Source organism: Novosphingobium terrae (genome assembly GCF_017163935.1).
Taxonomy (GTDB): Bacteria; Pseudomonadota; Alphaproteobacteria; order Sphingomonadales; family Sphingomonadaceae; genus Novosphingobium; species Novosphingobium terrae.
Genome location: NZ_JABVZR010000001.1, coordinates 2151744 through 2170864, shown reverse-complemented (window position 1 = coordinate 2170864; position 19121 = coordinate 2151744). Strand labels below are relative to the sequence as shown.

At 63.7% G+C, this 19121-nt stretch carries 17 protein-coding genes and 2 tRNA genes; 7 read left to right on the top strand and 12 right to left on the bottom strand.

The features are described 5' to 3' along the window. The first annotated feature begins 4 nt into the window (after positions 1-4). Positions 5-526 carry an Lrp/AsnC family transcriptional regulator gene (locus tag HGK27_RS09905; RefSeq protein ID WP_206240375.1) on the top strand — a complete coding sequence of 174 codons (522 nt, stop codon included), beginning with the start codon at positions 5-7 and terminating at the stop codon, positions 524-526. A gap of 36 nt (positions 527-562) precedes the next feature. On the opposite strand, the gene HGK27_RS09900 is transcribed toward HGK27_RS09905, so the two are convergent. The 5 genes from HGK27_RS09900 to HGK27_RS09880 form a co-directional block, all read right to left on the bottom strand. After that, positions 563-1018, bottom strand: coding sequence for a host attachment family protein (locus HGK27_RS09900; RefSeq protein ID WP_206240374.1), 456 nt, complete (start codon positions 1016-1018; stop codon positions 563-565). A gap of 114 nt (positions 1019-1132) precedes the next feature. Then, positions 1133-2212: a hypothetical protein gene (locus HGK27_RS09895; protein ID WP_206240373.1), complete on the bottom strand. Its 1080-nt coding sequence runs from the start codon at positions 2210-2212 to the stop codon at positions 1133-1135. 101 nt (positions 2213-2313) lie between these two features. After that, complete coding sequence (locus HGK27_RS09890; protein ID WP_241127008.1) at positions 2314-2610, bottom strand: hypothetical protein; 297 nt, start codon at positions 2608-2610, stop codon at positions 2314-2316. A gap of 147 nt (positions 2611-2757) precedes the next feature. Continuing rightward, positions 2758-5277 carry a TonB-dependent receptor gene (locus HGK27_RS09885; protein WP_206240372.1) on the bottom strand — a complete coding sequence of 840 codons (2520 nt, stop codon included), beginning with the start codon at positions 5275-5277 and terminating at the stop codon, positions 2758-2760. Between the two features lie 793 nt (positions 5278-6070). Beyond that, positions 6071-8527, bottom strand: a complete 2457-nt coding sequence (locus tag HGK27_RS09880; RefSeq protein ID WP_206240371.1) for a PAS domain-containing hybrid sensor histidine kinase/response regulator — start codon at positions 8525-8527, stop codon at positions 6071-6073. Positions 8528-8677: 150 nt separating this feature from the next. On the opposite strand from HGK27_RS09880, the gene HGK27_RS09875 reads away from it, so the two are divergent. Further along, positions 8678-9295 carry a flavin reductase family protein gene (locus HGK27_RS09875; RefSeq protein ID WP_206240370.1) on the top strand — a complete coding sequence of 206 codons (618 nt, stop codon included), beginning with the start codon at positions 8678-8680 and terminating at the stop codon, positions 9293-9295. Between the two features lie 2 nt (positions 9296-9297). Here the strand turns inward: HGK27_RS09875 and pncB are convergent, their stop codons facing one another. Next, complete coding sequence (pncB, locus tag HGK27_RS09870; protein WP_206240369.1) at positions 9298-10617, bottom strand: nicotinate phosphoribosyltransferase; 1320 nt, start codon at positions 10615-10617, stop codon at positions 9298-9300. A 339-nt stretch (positions 10618-10956) separates the two neighbouring features. Here pncB and HGK27_RS09865 point away from each other — a divergent pair, with 339 nt between their 5' ends. Continuing rightward, the gene (locus tag HGK27_RS09865) at positions 10957-11928 is read left to right on the top strand and encodes an aldo/keto reductase (RefSeq protein ID WP_206240368.1); all 972 of its coding nucleotides are present in this window, start codon (positions 10957-10959) and stop codon (positions 11926-11928) included. Between the two features lie 94 nt (positions 11929-12022). Then, positions 12023-13198 carry a formate-dependent phosphoribosylglycinamide formyltransferase gene (gene purT / locus HGK27_RS09860; protein WP_206240367.1) on the top strand — a complete coding sequence of 392 codons (1176 nt, stop codon included), beginning with the start codon at positions 12023-12025 and terminating at the stop codon, positions 13196-13198. Here the strand turns inward: purT and HGK27_RS09855 are convergent. Beyond that, a complete protein-coding gene (locus HGK27_RS09855) occupies positions 13186-13620 on the bottom strand; it encodes a winged helix-turn-helix transcriptional regulator (RefSeq protein WP_322099029.1) in 435 nt (144 codons plus the stop codon). The two genes, purT and HGK27_RS09855, sit on opposite strands and share 13 nt — an antisense overlap. An 89-nt stretch (positions 13621-13709) precedes the next feature. Between HGK27_RS09855 and HGK27_RS09850 the strand changes: the two genes are divergently transcribed. Continuing rightward, the gene (locus HGK27_RS09850) at positions 13710-14288 is read left to right on the top strand and encodes an FMN-dependent NADH-azoreductase (protein ID WP_206240366.1); all 579 of its coding nucleotides are present in this window, start codon (positions 13710-13712) and stop codon (positions 14286-14288) included. Here the strand turns inward: HGK27_RS09850 and HGK27_RS09845 are convergent. Next, complete coding sequence (locus tag HGK27_RS09845) at positions 14285-14734, bottom strand: RrF2 family transcriptional regulator (protein ID WP_206240365.1); 450 nt, start codon at positions 14732-14734, stop codon at positions 14285-14287. The two genes, HGK27_RS09850 and HGK27_RS09845, sit on opposite strands and share 4 nt — an antisense overlap. Positions 14735-14828: 94 nt before the next feature. Between HGK27_RS09845 and HGK27_RS09840 the strand changes: the two genes are divergently transcribed. After that, entirely contained in the window at positions 14829-15284 is a 456-nt protein-coding gene (locus HGK27_RS09840; protein ID WP_206240364.1) for a globin domain-containing protein, read from the top strand. Positions 15285-15314: 30 nt separating this feature from the next. On the opposite strand, the gene HGK27_RS09835 is transcribed toward HGK27_RS09840, so the two are convergent. Beyond that, entirely contained in the window at positions 15315-15956 is a 642-nt protein-coding gene (locus HGK27_RS09835) for a TetR/AcrR family transcriptional regulator (protein ID WP_206240363.1), read from the bottom strand. Positions 15957-16074: 118 nt separating this feature from the next. Here HGK27_RS09835 and HGK27_RS09830 point away from each other — a divergent pair, with 118 nt between their 5' ends. Beyond that, the gene (locus HGK27_RS09830; protein WP_206240362.1) at positions 16075-16614 is read left to right on the top strand and encodes a hypothetical protein; all 540 of its coding nucleotides are present in this window, start codon (positions 16075-16077) and stop codon (positions 16612-16614) included. Positions 16615-16903: 289 nt separating this feature from the next. Here the strand turns inward: HGK27_RS09830 and HGK27_RS09825 are convergent. The 3 genes from HGK27_RS09825 to recJ all read right to left on the bottom strand — a co-directional run bounded on the left by HGK27_RS09825 (position 16904) and on the right by recJ (position 19075). Next, positions 16904-16978, bottom strand: a tRNA-Glu gene (locus HGK27_RS09825). A gap of 39 nt (positions 16979-17017) precedes the next feature. Next, positions 17018-17092, bottom strand: a tRNA-Glu gene (locus HGK27_RS09820). 168 nt (positions 17093-17260) lie between these two features. Beyond that, on the bottom strand, positions 17261-19075 hold the full coding sequence (gene recJ / locus HGK27_RS09815) for a single-stranded-DNA-specific exonuclease RecJ (protein ID WP_206240361.1): 1815 nt from the start codon (positions 19073-19075) through the stop codon (positions 17261-17263). Positions 19076-19121 lie beyond the last annotated feature (46 nt).

Here is a 19121-nt window from a genome sequence, read left to right as displayed (position 1 = left end):
AATCATGCATCAGGTGACGGATTTCACCATTATGGGAGGCATTGTGGCGGAACAGGTCGATCTCGATCACTTTGACCGGCGAATCATCGCCATCATTCGTCGCAACAATCTGGAACCGGCGCGGACCATCGCCGCGCAGGTCGGCCTGTCGGAAAGCGCGGTGCTGCGGCGGTTGCGGCGGTTGCGCGCGACGGGGGTGATCATGGCCGATGTGGCGGTGATCGATCCGGCGCGTCTGGCGCCCTCCATCACCATCCATGTGCTGGTTGAGCTGAACCAGAGCGGCTTGCGCATGGAGCAGGACTTTGCCGCGCGTCTGGCGGATCGGGAGGAGGTGATCGGCGCGTGGAATGTGACAGGCCGCACCGATTTCCTGCTGACCGTCACCGTGCCCTCGATCGAGGCCTATCAGCGCTTTTCCGACGAGGTACTCGCTGCTGACGACAATGTGCGCGATTTCGAAACGCTGGTCACGCTGCGCGAGATCGTGCGGCCCGATTATCTGCGCAGCGGGCATCCTCTGTAAGGGCAGGGCGCCTGTGGGGGCGCCCTGCATGGTCCATCACGCCGCCAGCAGCGCCTGTTCGATATCGGGCACTGGCATGGAGGTGAGGTCCTTGTTCAGCTCTCCGACCAGACGCGCCTTGACCTCGCCATGGTAATGCTTGCGCAAGGTGCCCAGCACTTGCGGCGGGGCGACCACCACCAGCGTCTCGAAGGCGGATTCCAGCGCCATGCGGTTGACCAGATCGGCGGTCTGGATCGCGAAACGGTCTTCTTCCTGCTGATGGAAGTCGGTCTCGCCTATCGTCCCGCGTGAAGGGGCGAAGGTGCCGCCGCCCTGCGTGGAGGAGGCAGCACCTGCCGCATCGCTCTTCTGGTCGCGGTCAGCGGGGCTGTCGTGCGTTTCATGCTCCTCGACGCGGAGGGCGATTTCCTCGGCGCTGCCGCCATTGCGCAGCAGCAGCCGCTTGCGGCCATCGGCGACCAGCACCAGGGCATCGTGGGAAATGATCATGCGCGGGCTCCTTTGTGTTTTCGTAGCGGGTGAAAACGGTACGTTTCAGGGGCTGCGCCGGGTCCCTCTCAGCCATTCCGCCCGGCGCGCATCGGCCACATTCCCTCGCAGGCGTCAGGGTTTGACGGCCAGCGCCGACCACGGAATGATCGCCCAATCCGGGCTGTCGCAAGGGCGCATCACGCGCGGAAAGATCGCGCCGACCCACAGCCCCTTGGGGCCCAGCGACCATGAGGGGAAATTCCAGACATCGGCTTGGGTGTAGTCACAATCGTCATCGGCGCCCTTGGCGGGCACCTTCATCTCCTGCGGGTGATAGCGGCGCAGCAGGGCGATCAGGCGCGGGGCGAAGACCTTGTCACGATAGGCATACCATGCATCGCTGTCCTGCGCGGGAATGGCGCCCTTGTCGAAGGGCAGCACCGCATCCAGCGTCAGCTCGCGCCCGGTGATGGCATCGAAGCTATGGCCCTCGGTGCCGAAATCGGGGTGAGCCGCATGGGCACAGTCCCAGCTCGAACTCCATGTGTAGCTCACCACATGGGTGCCCAGCCATGGCGTAGAGGCCTGCGACATATCGAGGCCGGAGTGGCCATCCGATCCGGTGCAGCCCAGAGAGGCCGAGACATTCTCCCAGTGCTGCCGGGCCAGCGCATGGTTGATCGCCGCCATGGCGGGCGCGGGGTAGCCACTCTCCAGCCGGAACAGGCGCAGGCCCGTAACACCCTCGCGATACCAGCGGATGGTTTTGCCGCCCAGCTTGGCCTGCTCTTGAGGCGCAAGCGACAGGCCCGCAAGCTGAAGCTTTTCATAGGGCTCCAGCTTGGGCGGCAGATCTTGGGGCAGATCGCGTGGCGGGGCGGCGGGATGCAGGCTGACCGGCAGGCTCTGGTCCTTGGCGGTGGTCAGCGTGCCGGAGAGGGTAGCGGCAGATTGCGTCAGCGTCAGATGGTCGCCGGTGATCTGCGAGGCCAGCGTGACCGCATTGCCGTGGCGTTCTCCGGCAAGGTCGATGTCCAGCCTTGTGGCGCGATAGAAGTAGTGGCCACTGACCTCACCCTTGTCGTCATCCAGCGCCATCACGATGCGGGCATTGCCTGCGGTGCCTTCATAAATCTGCTCGGCCAGCGCCGGGCTCGCCGCAAGAAGGCATGCCGAAAGGGTCAGCAGTCGGGCACAGGGCAGGGCGCGCATCAGGCAGTCTTTCGAAAAGCAGGCAGATGGCCCGGCGATAGCGTGCGGCTGCCGATCTTGTCACCACCTGCTTTCCGGTCAATGGTTTGCCGGTCGATGGCTTACCGGTTGACGGTCGCGCTCACCCGCTTGAGGAAGGCGTGATGCGGGATGGCCGCACGGGTGATATGGTCGAAGATGCCGCCACCCAGACCCGGCAGGGCGGTTTCCACCATATGGACCTCCTCCAGCGTGCGCACATCGATGGCGATCCGCAACTCATGGGTGAAGGCAAAGCTGACCTGCATCGGGCAAGGGCAGGCGTCCTCGACCATATGGATCAGGGCTTGCAACTCATCACTCACCGGCGTGCGTTTGGGACCCCGGGCAATCGGCGATACATTGGCTAGGTTGGCCATGGTTCAACTCCTCCCGTCTCTCATGTGAAACGCTTTGGCGCAGGATTTGATCCAGAGTCCGATAGGTATTTCGTCGCATTTCACGAAAAAGGGCGCCCCTTGCGGAGCGCCCCCTTCTTTCAACCTGTTGGGTCCTGGTCCCCTGCCTCAGTAGGCAAAGGTCAGGCTGCCGACGATGGCGCGCGGCGGGCTGATCTGGGCATTGGTGTAGGTGCCCGAGAAGCTGACCTGGTTGTTGTAGGTGCCGCTGAAGCCGCCCACATAGTACTTGTTGAACAGGTTGGTGACATTGAGCTGGAAGAACGAGCGGTCGTTCAGGCCAATGGCCGTGAGCGCCACGCGGGCATCCAGATCGACAACGGTGTAGGACGGGGTCTGGGCGCCATAGACGACCTGGCCAGCCGTCACCACACCGGCCACGGTGCTGGCGGCATAGTAGGGCGTGTTCTGGTCGTTGACGTAACGCGGACCGGTGCGCTTGACCTGGACGCCCAGCGTGAAGGGACCTTCCTGGCCCTGCAGGCGGCCGCCCACGGTGTAGACGGGCACGGCGGATTCGAACTTGCCGGCGGTCTGCAGCAGGCCTTCGGTGCCGTTGGCCAGCACGCCGGTCACGTTGTTCTGGATCTTCGAGTGCAGCCAAGAACCGAAGACATAGGCGTTCAGGTGCTGCGGCACGATCTCATAGGCCACGTTGCCGTCAAAGCCGTAGCGGTTCACGCTGCCCAGATTGGTGTAGACCGAGGTGTTGTCGTTCGAGTTGTAGGCGCTGCCCAGACGGTTGGTGAAATGGGTGTACCACAGGTCCAGCTGCGCCGAGATGCGGTGCTGGTTGTAGCGATAGCCCAGATCGAAGTTGTCGGTCTTCTCAGGCTTCACGATCGAGGCCGAGCTGATCGCGGGCCAGAAGGTCTGGTACAGCGAGGTGGTGGCCGGCGCCGACATGCCCTTCGAGTAGTTGGCGAAAACCTCGCCAATGCTGTCCATCTTGTAGGTCAGGCCGGCATTGGGCAGCACCGCGCTGTAGTTGAAGGTCTTGATCTGCGGCGTGCCATAGGTGGGGTTGGCGGCGGCATAGGCCGTGCCCGAGGCCCCGAAGGCGCAGCTCACGGCGGCGCCGGCGCTGCGGGTGAAGCAGTAGTTGTTCAGCTCGCGATGCAGGAAGGGAGCGCGCACGCCGACATTGACCATCAGGCGATCGCCCAGGAACTTGCCGCGATATTCGCCCGACACCTGGTTGAGCATGGCGATGGATTCAGTGTCGCGCTTCTGCACGACATTGCCCGAGGAGTCGGTGATGCCGTCGTTGAACACCGAGGCAGCCGAGCCATTGGCGTTGAGATAGCCCAGCTCGCCGGTCTGGGTGATGTCCGAGCGCGAGAAGGCATAGGCCAGACGGACGGTCTGGGCGGTGCTGATGTCATAGCGCAGCGACGAGGTCAGGGCCACGCGATGGGTCTTGGTCTCGCTGGGGGCGGTCAGGCGCACGGTGTCGAGCGTGTCGCCGTCGCCGTTCAGATCCTTGCCCAGATAGTAGGAGCCGTTGATGTAGCCGGTCTGGCCGTTCAGCGTGCCTTCGCTGGCGGTGACGGTGCCGCCGCCATTGGCCTTGGTGAACTGATAGCTGGGGTCAACGTTCAGCACCAGCTTGTCGGTCAGCGTCACACGGGCCGAACCGCGGATGTTGGCCATGTTGGTGGGGTTGTTACGATAGTCATAGGCCGAACCGCAGCTGTTGGCGGTGTCCTTCACGCCGGGCGTGGCAGCCGCCACGGTGCAGGGCGCATAGCGGTAATAGGCCGACTTGTAGCTGCCGGGGAAATAGGTCAGGCCCGCACCACTGTCAGCGGCCAGCGGCACGTTGGAGAGCGGCACCGAGCCGGAGAAGTTGTTGCGGATCTTCACATAGAAGCCGGCCAGCGACAGGAAGTCGCCATTGCTGCCCAGCGGCTGGTAGATCTTGCCGTTGTACTCGTCCTTACGGATCTTCGAGTAGTTGTTGTAGGGCGAGTTGTTGCTGGTGGTGCTGGCCGAGAGCCAGGCCTTGGTGCCCCAGGGGCCGAACTTGCCGGTCTCGATCATGCCGAACATGCGCATGTAGGCGTCGGTGCCGCCGGCGCCCGAAGCGCGGACATGGAAGTCGTCGCTCGGCATGTGCGAGATGAAGTTGATGGTCGAGCCCGAGGCCGAGGAGGTGGGGCTGTCGACGTCGGTGGTGCCCAGGTTCACGGTGACCTTGTCGATCACTTCGCTGTCGAGCATTTCGCCCGAATAGAGCGCGTAGCCGCCGTCATCGTTCAGCGAGACGCCGTCGAAGGTCTCGGAAATGCGCGTGCTGTCGAAGCCGCGGATCGAGAGCGTGCCGGTGGTCGAGCCATAGGGGTCAGCGTTCTGGAAGCTGACGCCCGGCAGGTAGTTGATCATTTCATTGACCGACTGGCCCGGCATCTGGTGCTTGATCCAGTCCTGGTTCAGCTCGGCCTTGGCCTTGGACGTGTCAGGCACGGCGACGCCGCCGATGGCCTTGTCAGCCGCCTTGCCGGTGACGACGATGTCCTTGTCGAAATCGAGCGTGCCGCTCGACTGCGCGAAAACGGGGGTGGCGATGGCCGAAACGGCCACGGCGATGGTGCTGGCCGCGAAAGCCATCCGAGAAACATGAGGCATGCTTGTTTGCCCTTGCATGACGAAAAACTGAGTGCCCCTGCGGGCACGATGGATTGGCCAATGAGGATCAGGCGAATCTGCCCCCGCCCCTGCCGGAGACCGCCTTACCGCTGGCTGCTGGGCTTCTAAACGTCGATATGTGACAGATATTTGACAGTGGCGTCTGTGCGCATTTGGGGCAGATTATATAAATATTTTATAGAAATTGCTTTGTGCGCAATTTTGGGGTGCGTTGCAGCATCCGATCTATGGGGAAGTTATAAATTCCGTTGCTGAACAGCAGATTGCCGGGCGCGCTCAGAGCTGCGTTGCAGCGTCGAATCCTGCTGCGTTGCGGCATTTCTGCCACAGAGATGTGGCCCAAGAACGGCACATCATCATGCATGGATGGCGCAAGATCAGGGGTGGTTGCAAGCGCCCATTGTCATAGTTTTTCCATACTGGGCTAAATACGTACTTCTTGAGTGGGCAGACAGCAGGATTAATGGCGGCTTCACCAACAGACTGCCTAGTATGGATCTCATGCGGTCATGCTTGGGCTGGATGAGGCAAGCGTCCCTGCGCGCTGACAAGATGGGCAGTTGTTCACCGATCTTGCGCAGAACCTTGCAGGGCACGTCTTGCGAAAGATGGACCCGGCCTTGAGATCACACGGAAAATTGTGGTCGCCATGATGTGGGGCCCGTGACCTTGGCGGGACATGATCAGAGGTCGTTTCTCCGGTGGTCGTGACCGATGTTGCAGGCAGGATTCGCTGCGGCAGACGCCAACCGCCTGCCGCGCCGATCCTTGCCTAGCCCTCGATCATGCCGCGCACGCGCGATCCCAGTGCTTCCACGGTGAAGGGCTTGGTCAGCAGCTGCATGCCCGGTTCCAGCCGATCCTCACCGATCACCGAGCTTTCGGCATAGCCGGTGATGAACAGCACCTTCAGCCCGGGCCGCGCCAGCCGCCCGGCCTCGGCCATCTGGCGCCCGTTCATGCCTCCGGGCAGGCCGACATCGCTGACCAGCAGATCGACCCGCTCCGGCGATTGCAGGATGGCAAGGCCGCTGGCGCCGTCCTCGGCATCGATCACGCGGTAGCCCAGCTCCTCCAGCATATCGACGACCAGCAGGCGCACGCTGACCTCATCATCCACCACCAACACGGTTTCGCCATATTGCGAGGCGTGAAGAGCAGCCTGATGGCCAAGCAGCGCATCGCCTTCCGCATCCCCGGCATGGCGCGGCAGATGCAGCGTCACGCTGGTACCCTGATCGACCTGCGAGCTGATCCGCACCTGCCCGCCGGACTGTGTGGCGAAACCATAGATCATCGAGAGGCCCAGCCCGGTGCCCTGGCCCAGCGGCTTGGTGGTGAAGAAGGGATCGAAGGCCTTGGCCACCGTGTCAGGCGTCATCCCGGAGCCATTGTCGGTCACGCGCAGCGCCACATAGCCACCCGGCGGCAGGCCCAGCGCGCGGGCCGCCGCATCATCCAGCAGCTCATTGCGGGTTTCGATGGTGATCCGCCCGCCATGGGGCAGCGCATCGCGCGCATTGAGGCAGAGGTTGAGCAGCGCATTCTCAAGCTGGCTCTGGTCCGCCAAAACCGCCCACAGGCCCGGCTCGCTCAGCGTTTCCAGCGTGATCGCCGGGCCGACGGTGCGCTGGATCAGCTCGGCCATGCCCAGCACCAGCGCATGGGAATCGGTGGGCTTGGGATCGAGCGTCTGACGGCGCGAGAAGGCCAGCAGGCGATGGGTGAGCGCCGCCGCGCGCCGCACCGCATCCTGAGCGATCTCGGCATATTTGCTCATATCCTGAGCGCGACCCTGGCTCAGGCGCCGGTTCATCATCTCCAGCGCGCCGGAAACGCCCGCCAGCAAATTGTTGAAATCATGTGCCAGCCCGCCGGTCAGCTGGCCGACTGCCTCCATTTTCTGCGACTGGCGCAGGCGCTCCTCGGTCCGCATCAGTTCGGCGGTGCGGTCGGCGACGCGCTGTTCCAGCGTTTCGTTCAGCGTGCGCAGGGCTGCCGAGGCGCGGTCGCGCTCCTGCTCCACCGCGCGGCGCTGCTCGATATCCAGCAGCACGCCGGGAAAGCTGAGCGGCGTGCCGTCAGGGGCCAGATCGACGCGGCCATTGGCCTCGATCCAGTAGTAATGCCCGTCGCTGCGGCGCACGCGATATTGATGGGCATAGGCGCCGCCGCGCTTCACCGCCTTGTTGATGGCCCGGGTCAGCCCGGCCTGGTCGTCGGGGTGAACGCTGGCGCTCACCTGCTCCAGACTGAGCCCGTCACGCCCCAGCGCCGGGTCCAGCCCGAAGGCGCGGGCAAAGGCTTCGTCCACGGTGAAGCGGTCTTTGGGCAGATCCCAGAACCATGTTCCGATGATCGCCCCGGCGGAGAGCGCCAGTTGCACCCGCTCGATGTTCTCGCGGGCGACAGCCTCGCTGGCGCGCAGGGCGTTTTCGGCCTGCTTGCGTGCCTCGATATCGCGGAACAGCACCGAGACCTGTCGGCGCTCGGCAGGTTCAACCCGCGCGGCGGAGACCTCGATATGGCGCCCGGCCTCGGCGAAATAGCGCTCGAAGCGGACGCCCTCGCCGGTGCGCAACACGCCGCCATAGAGGTCAAGCCAGCCATCGGCATCGTTGGGCGCGATATCCCGCAAGGTCTTGCCCACAATGCCCGCGATGCCGGTGTGGCGTTCGTAGCCTGTATTGGCGACGATATGCATATAGTCGCTGAGCGGCCCGTGAGGGCCATCGAAGAATTCGATGATGCAGAAGCCATCGTCGATGGCATCGAACAGGGCGCGGTAGCGTTCCTCGCTCAAGGTCAGGGCATCGCGGGCCTCACGCTCGGCGGTGACGTCGCGGGCGATGCCGATAAAGCGCAGGGGGGCGCCATCGGGGCCGAATTCGGTCTCGCCCTTGCGCGCGATCCAGCGCAGGGCGCCGGTGTCGGCGCGGATCACGCGATATTCGGTTTCGCCCTTGATGGTGCCGCTGCGGCGCGATTGGGTGTTGGAGATGCGGTTGCGATCCTCCTCCAGCACGCGTTCCTCGATCAGCGCGGCGGGGCATTGCGGCACCACCGGCAGGCCATAGAGGCGGCAGAATTCGGGGGTGGGGATCAGCAGATCCTCGCGCAGGTCGATGGTGAACAGGCCGATCCCGCCTGCCTCCTGCGCCTGACGCAGGCGGATCACTTCGGCTTCGAGACTGGCGCGGGAGAGCGATGTTACGTCAGGTCCGGTCATGCTGCCTCATCATCCCCGCGCTCTTTTGCCGATCCTGAACCATCCCGCCTGTGCTGTCCACCGGAGCGGTGCCCGAACGGGCTGGCGGGCAGGGGCGTGCCTGTATAAGCTTCGAAACGCGTTTCCGTTTCACCCCCTCGAAAGAAACCCATGAGTGACCAGCATTTTTACGAGCCGCGCCTTGGCCATGGGCTGGCGCATGATCCGCTCAACGCCATTGTCGCGCCGCGCCCCATCGGCTGGATCAGCACGCTGAGCGCCGATGGCATTCCCAATCTGGCGCCCTACAGCTTTTTCAATGTGCTGAATTACACGCCTCCGCTGATCGGTTTTTCCTCGATGGGCTGGAAGGACAGCGTCGCCAATGCCGAGGCAACGGGCGAATTCGTGTGGAACCTCGCCACCCGCCCTCAAGCCGAGGAAATGAATGCGTCCTGCGCGGCAGTCGGCCCGGAGGTGGATGAGTTCGCTCTGGCCGGGTTGGAGAAGCTGCCCTCGCGGCTGGTCAAACCCTCGCGCGTGGCGGGCAGCCCGGTGCATTTCGAATGCAAGGTGACCCAGATCATCCGCCTGACCACCAAGGAGGGCAAGGAACTGGACCAGTGGCTGGTGATCGGCGAGGCGGTCGGCATCCATATCGACCATGCCCTGATCGAGGAGGGGGTGTACCAGACCGCCAGGTCGCGCACGATCCTGCGCGGTGGCGGCCCGGCCGATTATTTCGAGATCGCGCCGGAGCAGATGTTCAAGATGTACCGCCCCCGGTAAGCTTAAACATGGACGGGCAGGGTAACCTGCCCCTCCTGCCCGAAGACGCGCAGATAGCGCTCGATCTCTTCGGGCGCGCCGGTGGACTTGGCCGGATTGTCGGAGAGCTTGACGGCAGGGCGGCCATTGGCGCCGGCCACATTGGCATGCGTGACTTTGCAGACCAGCGAGATCGGCTCCAGCCCCTCGGCGCCATCGGGATCGCAGCCCCGGAAATCATTGGTGAGATTGGTGCCCCAGCCAAAGCTGAGCCTCACCCGCCCGTGGAAATGGCGATAGGCTTCCTCGATGCTGTCGATGTCCATCCCGTCCGAGAGGATCAGCAGCTTTTGCCGCGGATCGACGCCATGCTGCTGCCACCAGCGGATGATCTGCTCACCCGCCTCGATGGGCGGCAGGCTGTCGGGGCGGAAGCCGGTCCAGCTGGCCAGCCATGCGGGGGCGTTGCGCAGGAACGCCGCGCTGCCGAAAGCATCGGGCAGGGCGATCAGCAGATTGCCGTTGTAATGGGCGCGCCACTCTTCCAGCACCTGATAGGGCGCATGGGCGAGTTCGGCATCGTCGCGTGCCAAGGCTCCCGCCACCATCGGCAGTTCATGGGCATTGGTGCCGATGGCCTCCAGATCGGCATCCATCGCCAGCAGCACATTGGAGGTGCCGATAAAGCGCTCGCCAAGGCCTTCCTTCAGCGCCTCGACGCACCAGCGCTGCCAAAGGAAGCCATGGCGGCGGCGCGTGCCGAAATCGGAAATGCGCAGATCGGGCAGGCTGCGCAGCCGTTCCACCTTGTCCCACAGCTTCGCCTTGGCGCGGGCATAGACCACATCGAGCGCAAACCGCCCCCGGTCGCGCATTGCCGCGCGTGAGCGCAGCTCGTTCACGATGGCCAGCGCCGGGATCTCCCACATCGTGGTATGCGTCCAGGGCCCGTCGAAATGCAGTTCATACTGGCCATCGGCCTTGCGCAGCTCATACTCGGGCAGGCGGAAATCGGCGAGCCAGGCGATGAAATCCGGCGCGAACATCTGCTGCTTGCCGTAAAAGGCATTGCCCGCCAGCCAGATCAGCTCCTTCTTGGAAAAGCGCAGGCTTCGCGCATGATCCAGTTGAGCGCGCAGTTCCGCCTCATCGATGATCTCGCCAAGGCGCACGGATCTGGTGCGGTTGATCAGCGAGAAGGTCGCCCGCACATCGCCATGAATATGCCGGATCATCTGTAGCATCAGCAGCTTGTAGAAATCCGTGTCCAGCAGGCTGCGCACAATCGGATCGAGCCGGAAATTGTGATCGTAGGTGCGCTTGGCAATATCGGTAACCGTCATGCGGCGATCTTGCGTGATGGTCGGGGGCAAAGTCCAGTCAAGAAAAGGTCTAAGGCGAGGGGCTTATCCCACTCGTGTCCCCATAAGGTTTCCCGGCGCGAGGGCAACAACAGGCCAGCGATCTTCCTAACCTCGCCCTCGTGCAATAAACGTATGGAACGTAAAGCAAAGCTCCGTTGATCGACGCTCCGTCCCGGATGGTCGCAAGGACTTTTGGCTCCGCGCCGATCCGTGGTTCAAGGACGATGTGCCGAGCTATGACAGAGTCTCGATCGTCATGGCCCAGCGTTCCTCTATGGTGCCCGGAGAGCCTTTCTGCCTCGGGAAAAGGAGCCCCTCATGACTGCCACCATCAACCTGCGCCGCATTGGCCGATCCGAACTGGTGACCCCGCCGCTGATCCTGGGCGGGAATGTCTTCGGCTGGACCGCTGATCGCGCCGCCAGCTTCGCCGTTCTCGATGCGTTTGTTGCCGGTGGCGGCAAGGTGATCGACACCGCCGACGTCTATTCCGCCTGGGCCGAGGGCCATAAGGGCGGCGAGTCTGAAACCGTCATTGGCGAATGGCTGCGCCAGCGCGGCAAGCGTGACGATGTGATCATCACCACCAAGGTTGCCATGTTGCCCATCGATGGCGTGCAGGGGCTTAAGCCTGCCCATATCGTCAAGGCCGTGGAAGGATCGCTCAAGCGCCTCGGCACCGATTACATCGACCTCTATCTCGCCCATCGCGACGATCCCGACACCGAGCAGGCCGATGTGGCCGAAACCTTCGACCGGCTGGTGAAAGAGGGCAAGGTCCGCACCATCGGCGCCTCCAACTTCACCGCTGATCGGCTGGCCTCGGCGGTCGAGGGGCAGGAGGGCAAAGGGCAGGCGCGCTATCAGGCCTTGCAGAACCAGTACAATCTGCTGGAGCGCGATGAGTATGAAGGCGCGGTGCAGGATTATTGCGTCGCCCATGATATCGGCATGACGCCTTACTATGGCCTCGCCAGCGGTTATCTCACGGGCAAATACCGCAAGCCCGAGGATGCCAAGGGCGCCCGCGCCGGGGCGGTCGGCAAATATCTGGAGGGCAACGGGCCGCGCGTGCTTGAGGCGCTCGATGCCGTGGCGGCGGCGCATGAGGCCAGTCTGGCGCAGGTGGCGCTGGCATGGATCGCGGCTCAGCCCGGCATTGCGGCCCCCATCGCCAGCGCGACCAGCGTGACACAGGTGGAGGATCTGCTGGGCGCCATTCACCTGCACCTTACGCCCGAAGACCTTTCGCGGCTGGACAAGGCCAGCAAGGCGGGCGTGACGGCCTGAGGATAAAGCGCGGGCGCCTCCTCGCAAAGGGGATGCGCTCGCCTTCAGCCTTGCCTATAGGCGGCGTTCAGCGCAGGCGAAAAGGACAAGGATCATGGCGTTCACGGCGAAAATCTTGCTGCTCGGTTCGGGCGAACTGGGGCGTGAATTCGTGATCGCCGCCAAGCGGCTGGGCGCTCAGGTCATCGCCTGCGACGCCTATGAGGGCGCACCGGCCATGCAACTGGCCGACGGGTTCGAGGTCTTCTCGATGCTCGATGGCGAGAAGCTGCGCGCCGCCATCGCCAAGCACAAGCCCGATTTCGTCGTCCCCGAGATCGAGGCGATCCGCACCGAAGTGCTGGCCGAAGTCGAGGCTCAGGGTGTCAATGTCGTGCCCTCGGCCCGCGCCACGATTCTGACCATGAACCGCGACCGTATCCGCGATGTGGCGGCGCAGGAACTGGGCCTGCGCACCTCGCGCTATCGCTATGCCGAGAGCCTTGAGGAGGTGCTGGAGGGCGCGGCTTTCACCGGCCTGCCCTGCGTGATCAAGCCGGTCATGTCCTCCTCGGGCAAGGGGCAAAGCACCGTGCGCGATGCCGAAAGCCTTGAGGCCGCATGGACCTATGCCGTGGCCAATATGCGCGGTGACCGCCAGCGCGTGATCGTCGAGGAATTCGTTGCCTTCGATTATGAAATCACCCTGCTGACCATCCGCGCGAAGGATGGCGTGCATTTCTGCCCGCCCATCGGCCACCGGCAGGAGCGCGGCGACTATCAGGAAAGCTGGCAGCCCGCCGCGATGAGCGCTCAGGCCATTGCCGATGCGCAAGATATGTCGCGCAAGGTGGTGGACGATCTGGGCGGTTATGGCCTGTTCGGCGTGGAGTTCTTCGTGAAGGGCGATGAGGTGATCTTCTCCGAACTCTCGCCGCGCCCGCATGATACGGGGATGGTCACGCTGATCTCTCAGGATCTGACCGAGTTCGACCTGCATGCTCGCGCCATCATGGGCCTGCCGATCCCGGAGATCGCGCTGCGCGGGGCTTCGGCCTCGGCGGTGTTGCTGGCGGATCGGGACTCCACCAGCTTCCACTTCGAAGGTCAGGCCGAGGCGCTGACCACGAGCGAGCCCGATGTCGGCCTCGATCTGCGCATCTTCGCCAAGCCCAGCGCGCGGCCCTATCGCCGCATGGGCGTCACGCTGGCGCGCGCAAAGGATACCGATACCGCCCGCCGCATCGCTGCCGAGGCTGCTGCCAAGCTGAAGATCGTCTACGCGGACTGAGGGTTCGTGAAGGCGCCGGGCCCCTCGGCGCCTTTGGCGATATCATAGCGGATGCGGTTGCCCTCGATTTGCTCCAGATGCTCGCGTGCCCAGCCGCCCAGCTGGCGCAGCGGTACGGAAAGTGATTGGCCCAGCTCCGTCAGCGCATATTCCACCTGAGGCGGCACGGTGGGATAGACCGTGCGGCTGACCATGCCGTCGCGTTCCAGCGCTTTCAGGGTGCGCGTCAGCATCTGTTGCGAGATGCCGCCGATCGTGCGCTTCATCTCGTTGAAGCGGCGCGGGCGCTCGATCAGCACCATCACGATCATCACCGTCCATTTGTCGCCCACGATGGTCAGCACGCCGTTCATTTTGCGGCACTCGGCGCTGATGCCCGGATGATCGGGCAGGGTTGCGGGTAGGGGGGTAGGCATATCCATATGACCTGGTCCTAAAAATATGCGTTCTTGGCAGAGCGCTTCCGGTCACATAGCTGGTCCTGGTCACAAATCCAGACCGGAGACCCCCCATGAAGCTTCTGCATCTCGATTCCAGCATCACCGGCGACAACTCGGCCAGCCGCACCATCACCGCCGCCATTGTCGAGCGCCTGAGCGATACGCACCCGGGCCTTGAGATCACCCATCGCGATCTGGCCGCCGAGCCGCTGTCTCACCTCACCATGGAGACCTTCCTCGCGCTGGAAAACGGCGAGGATGTTCAACAGTTCCTCGATGCCGATATCGTGGTGATCGGCGCGGGCTTCTACAATTTCACCATCCCCAGCCAGCTCAAGGCCTGGATCGACCGCATCGCCGTGCGTGGCAAGACTTTCTCCTATGGCGAGAACGGCCCCAAGGGGTTGGCCGGTGGCAAGCGGGTGATCATCGCTCTGGCGCGCGGCAATGTTTATGGCGAGGATTCGCCCTACAAGGCCTATGAGCATGCCGAGACGCTGCTGCGCTCGATCTTCGGCTTTATCGGCGTGACGGACCTTGAGGTCATCATCGCCGAAGGGCTGGGGCGCGGCGAGGAGGCCCGCAAGGCTTCCATCGAGGGCGCGCTTGAAAAGGTCAGCCGCCTCGAAGCCGCTGACGCCAGCGCTTAAATCAAATCCGCGCGGGCAGGCTCTGGAGAGCGTGCCCGCGACGGCAGGCGCGATCCCTCGGCGGCCATGGCAAGCGTCTGGCCATCCAGCTCCGCCAGAAAGGCCAGCATCGCCCGGTTGAGCATGCCGGTCAGCCTGCAATTGCCGCGCAGAATGCAATGCTCGCAATCGGCCAGGTTGAGGCAGGGTTCGGTCAGCCGCACCACCGCGCCCAGCGTGATCTCCTCGGCGGGCCGGGCCAGACGAAAGCCGCCGCTGCGCCCGCGCACCGTTTCCAGCAGACCGGCGCTGGCCAGCTCATTCACCACCTTCATCGCATTGTTGCGCGAAATATCATGCTCCTGCGCGACCTTGCCGATCCCCAGCAGCCCATCGCCCTCACGCGCGACCAGCGCCGCATGCAGCAGGATGCGCAGGGCATAATCGGTATGGGCGGTAAGGCGCATCTCAGCAGTGACCTTTAATCATGCATCCATATTGCATGTTTCTCCTCGCGGAGTATACATGCATTCGACTCGCATGTTTTAAGGAGTGATCGATATGGCCGCGCCGCTTTCCCCGCAAACCAGTGCCATCGTGAAGGCCACCGCGCCGGTGTTGCAGCAGCATGGCGTGGCGATCACCACCCGCATGTATGAGCGGCTTTTCGTGAATGATGAGGTGCGTGCGCTCTTCGATCAGGCCGCTCAGGACTCCGGCGAACAACCGCGCCGCCTGGCCGCCGCGATCCTTGGCTATGCGCAGAATGTCGACAAGCTTCAGAATTTGATGCCCGTGGTGGCGCGCATGGTCCAGCGTCATGTCGAAACCGGCGTAAAGGCCGAGCACTACCCGCTGGTGGCCGATGCCCTGCTGCCCGCCATCCGCGATGTGTTGGGCGATGCGGCCACCGATGAGGTGCTGGCCGCATGGGGCGAGGCCTATTGGTTCCTCGCCGACATCCTCATCGGCAAAGAGCGTGACATTTATACCCAACAGGCCGAAGCCGTGGACTGATCACACCACTCATGGCGGGGAGCTTTCGTTTCAGTCTTCCCGTCCGAAAACGCGCAAGAAATAATCGACGGCAGTGGCTGCTTCCTCGGCAATCATCGCCTCGCTGCAGGTCTCGGTCCCCCATAGCACGCGCTGGAACTGGCCGCCGCTGCACAGGCTGACCAGCATGTTCGCGGCCTTCAGGGGATCGTCCTTGCGCAGGGCGTCAGCGGCCATATGCGCGCCGATGTAGCGGGCCAGCAAGGAGCGCGTTACCCCTGCCGCCCTTGTGTAGAAGATGGGCCCCAATTCCGGAAAACGGGCGGATTCGCCGATCACCACCCTTTGCAGCGCGATGCTGTCCGGGCTGGTGATCTTGCGGATAAAGGTTTCGGCGAAATCGCGCAGGCCCACTTCCGGCTGGCCTCCGGGATCGAGCGTGGCCAGCAGATCGGCGCGAAAATGCGCTGCCGCCCGTTCGATCATCGCTTCGAACAGGATCTCCTTGGTCTCGAAATAGCTCCATAGCGTGCCTTTGGAACCGCCCATGGCCTCTGCGATGCCGGACATGGTGGTCCGGTCATAGCCCTGTTCCAGAAAGCTGCGCTGGGCGATCTCAAGGATCGTCTCGCGGCGCTTGGCCTTGTCCAGCGCCCGTTTGCCGAGTGGCGTGCCTTCGCTATCCGTCTTCATAGTCGTACTTCTTAGTACGACTATAGCTTGGCGACAAGAGGACCTTGGGCGGCATCGCCACCCGCCAAAGGTCCTATCGCCTCTCGACAAGCCGGCATCCATTCCCATAGTCAGCCCCATGAGTGATGCAGCCGTTGAAAATCTGGTGATCGAAATCCGGGATCATTACGTGGCCCAGTTCCGCGCCTTCCTCCTCCATCAGCGGGCGGTGAGCCACGCAGGCAGTCCCGAGGTGAAATTCGAACTGCCGGAAGGCACCGCAGCCTATCGCAAATGGGCGGTCGTGGATTTCCTGCGCAATGACGATGGGCCTGAAAGCATCTTCTTCGAGCCCGACGGTATGCTGGTCTTCGATCCCATTGAGGGCCAGATGGGCGAGGCGGACCTTGTTATCCAGGGGCTGCGCTGGGATGCCGTCACCATCGAGCATGATGTGCCCACCATAGATGAGGCGATCGCTGAGTGGTTCGAGAAATGGTTCGATCCCGAAGAAGTCGATTACGATCCGGAGGCGGAGCTGACCGGCTGCATTCACTCGGTCTATGTTGCGCCGCAAAGGTTGCATGTCGATCTGGGCACGGCGGCGGCGGAGGCCTTCTGGGAGCTGCTGGAAGCTCTGGTGGAGGCCAAGGCGACGAAAATCCGCGTGGTATCGTAGGAGGTGGTCTGGACTGCGCCGGGTTTTTGCCTGCCCGGTGCCAAGCTGGATCATGCATCGCCGGCTAGATCGCGGAGGGGGCAGGTCTTGTGAGCGCGATTCGAGCCGTTGGCATGCGAATGGCTCGGAGGCTTTCGCAGATACCACAAGGCTGAAGAGCAATGGCAGGGGAAAGCGCCCTTCGCACCATACCTGCATGCCGCTATATAGCTGTGGATAAACCGGAGCATTTCTCCGGTAAAGTGATCCAATGCAGATCACACAATGACCATCAGGTCATTGAAAAGAATGGTGACCCCTACGAGAATCGAACTCGTGTTTCAGCCGTGAGAGGGCCGCGTCCTGACCGCTAGACGAAGGGGCCGAAGCCATTATGTCAGTCCCATCTTCCGTGAGGAAGAAATGGTGACCCCTACGAGAATCGAACTCGTGTTTCAGCCGTGAAAGGGCCGCGTCCTAACCGCTAGACGAAGGGGCCACTCTGAAGCTCGGCGGTGAAGCGTTGCGTCGTCGGGAGCCGCGCATCTAGGGGTGAGGCGGGATTCGGTCAATCCCTTTTTTGCATGTTTTTGTGAGATAGTTTTCCACAGGGCAAATCAGAAGGTTAGCGGCGGTACGCCCGCCGCCAGCGTCAGGCTGTGCCCGATCAATCGATCAGGGCGGCATCCTCGATATGCAGTTCGGCGGCGGGGCGGCTGCCCCAGTCATCGATCTTGGCGCGGCCCACCAGCCACAGGCTGCGCCCTTGCGTGCCGTGGAGCAGGGTCTGTCCCAGCTCACCATCGGCGGCGCGAAAGGCCATCGCCTTGAAGCTGGCGCCGTCATTGCCGCGCACGATCATCCGCACATGGTCGGCGCCCACCACATCGGCCTTCACCACCTTCACCGGCCCCACGGCCACGCGCGGCCCGGGCCAGCCCATGCCATAGGGGCCTGCGCTTTCCAGCGTTTCCACCAGCGCCGGGTTCAGCCCGCGCGGCGCCACCGCCAGATCGACCAGCAGGGACTGGTGCAGGCGCGCTCGCGCCACATCGCTCGCCAGTCTTTCATCGAGCCATTCGCCCAGAGCATCCAGCTTATCGGGCGCAATGGTCAGGCCTGCTGCCATGGCATGGCCACCACCCGCCACCAGCAGGCCCTGAGCACGCGCCGCAATGATCGCCGCGCCAAGATCGACGCCATGCACCGATCGGCCTGAGCCCTTGCCGAAACCGGCCTCATCGGCCTCCAGAGCGATCACCAGCGTGGGCTTGCCGCTCTTCTCCTTGATGCGCCCGGCCACGATGCCGATCACGCCCGGATGCCAGCCTGCGCCCGCCAGCACCAGCACGCTGCGGTTGTGCTGCTTGTCGACCTGAGCTTCGGCGGCCTCCTGCACGGCCATTTCGATGCCGCGTCGCTCCTCGTTGAGCAGGGAGAGCTGCCCGGCGATCTCACGCGCTTCCTCGGGGTTATGTGTGGTGAGCAGGCGCACGCCCAGCGTCGCCTCTCCCACGCGCCCGCCGGCGTTCACGCGCGGCCCCAGCGCAAAGCCCAGATCCGAGGCCGTGGGCGCGCGGCCCAGCTTGCTGGCGTCGATCAGCGCGGCCATGCCGATGTTCTCGCGCCGCGCCATCACCTTCAAGCCCTGCGCCACAAAGGCGCGGTTCAGCCCATGCAATGCGGCGACATCCGCCACCGTCCCCAATGCCACCAGATCGAGCAGCGAGAGCAGCGCGGCATTGCCCGGCGTGCCGGGATATTTCGCCTTCTCCAGCTCGCGCCGCACCGCGATGGCCAGCAGGAAGGCCACGCCGACAGCCGCCAGATGGCCATGCGCCGCGCCGATCTCGCTTTCATCGAGGCGGTTGGGGTTCACCATCGCCACGGTGCGCGGCAGCTCATGCGAGCATTTGTGGTGATCGACCACGATCACCTCCACCCCCGCATCCGCCGCCATGGCCAAAGCATCATGTGCCATGGCCCCGCAATCGACGGTGACGACCAGCTTGGCGCCTTCCTGTCCCAGCCGCACCAGAGCCTCTCCGGTGGGGCCATAGCCTTCCAGCAGGCGGTCCGGGATATAGTGGCGGGCATCATGGCCGCACAGGCGGATCAGGCGGATCAGCAAAGCGGCGCTGGTGGCGCCATCGACGTCATAATCGCCATAGACCGCCACGGGCTCGCGCTTGACGATGGCCTGAGCGATGCGGCGCGCCGCCACATCCATATCCTGAAGCGCGGAAGGATCGGGCAGGAATTCGCGCAAGGTGGGGTTGCGCTGGCGGTTCAGATCCTCGCGCGCCACGCCGCGTGCCAGCAGCAGCTGGGTGACCAGATCGTCGGCCAGCGGGCCATCCCAGCCGTGGTCATGCTCCATCATGTCCATATTGCCGCCGCGCCAGTGCCAGGCCTTGCCGCCAAGCGACATGCGGCCGGAGATAAGGGCGGAAGAGGCGTTGGAGATGTGCTGATCAGTCATGCCGGGCGGTTAAACCATCGCGGGGCGTCGCGGAAGGGGTGGGATG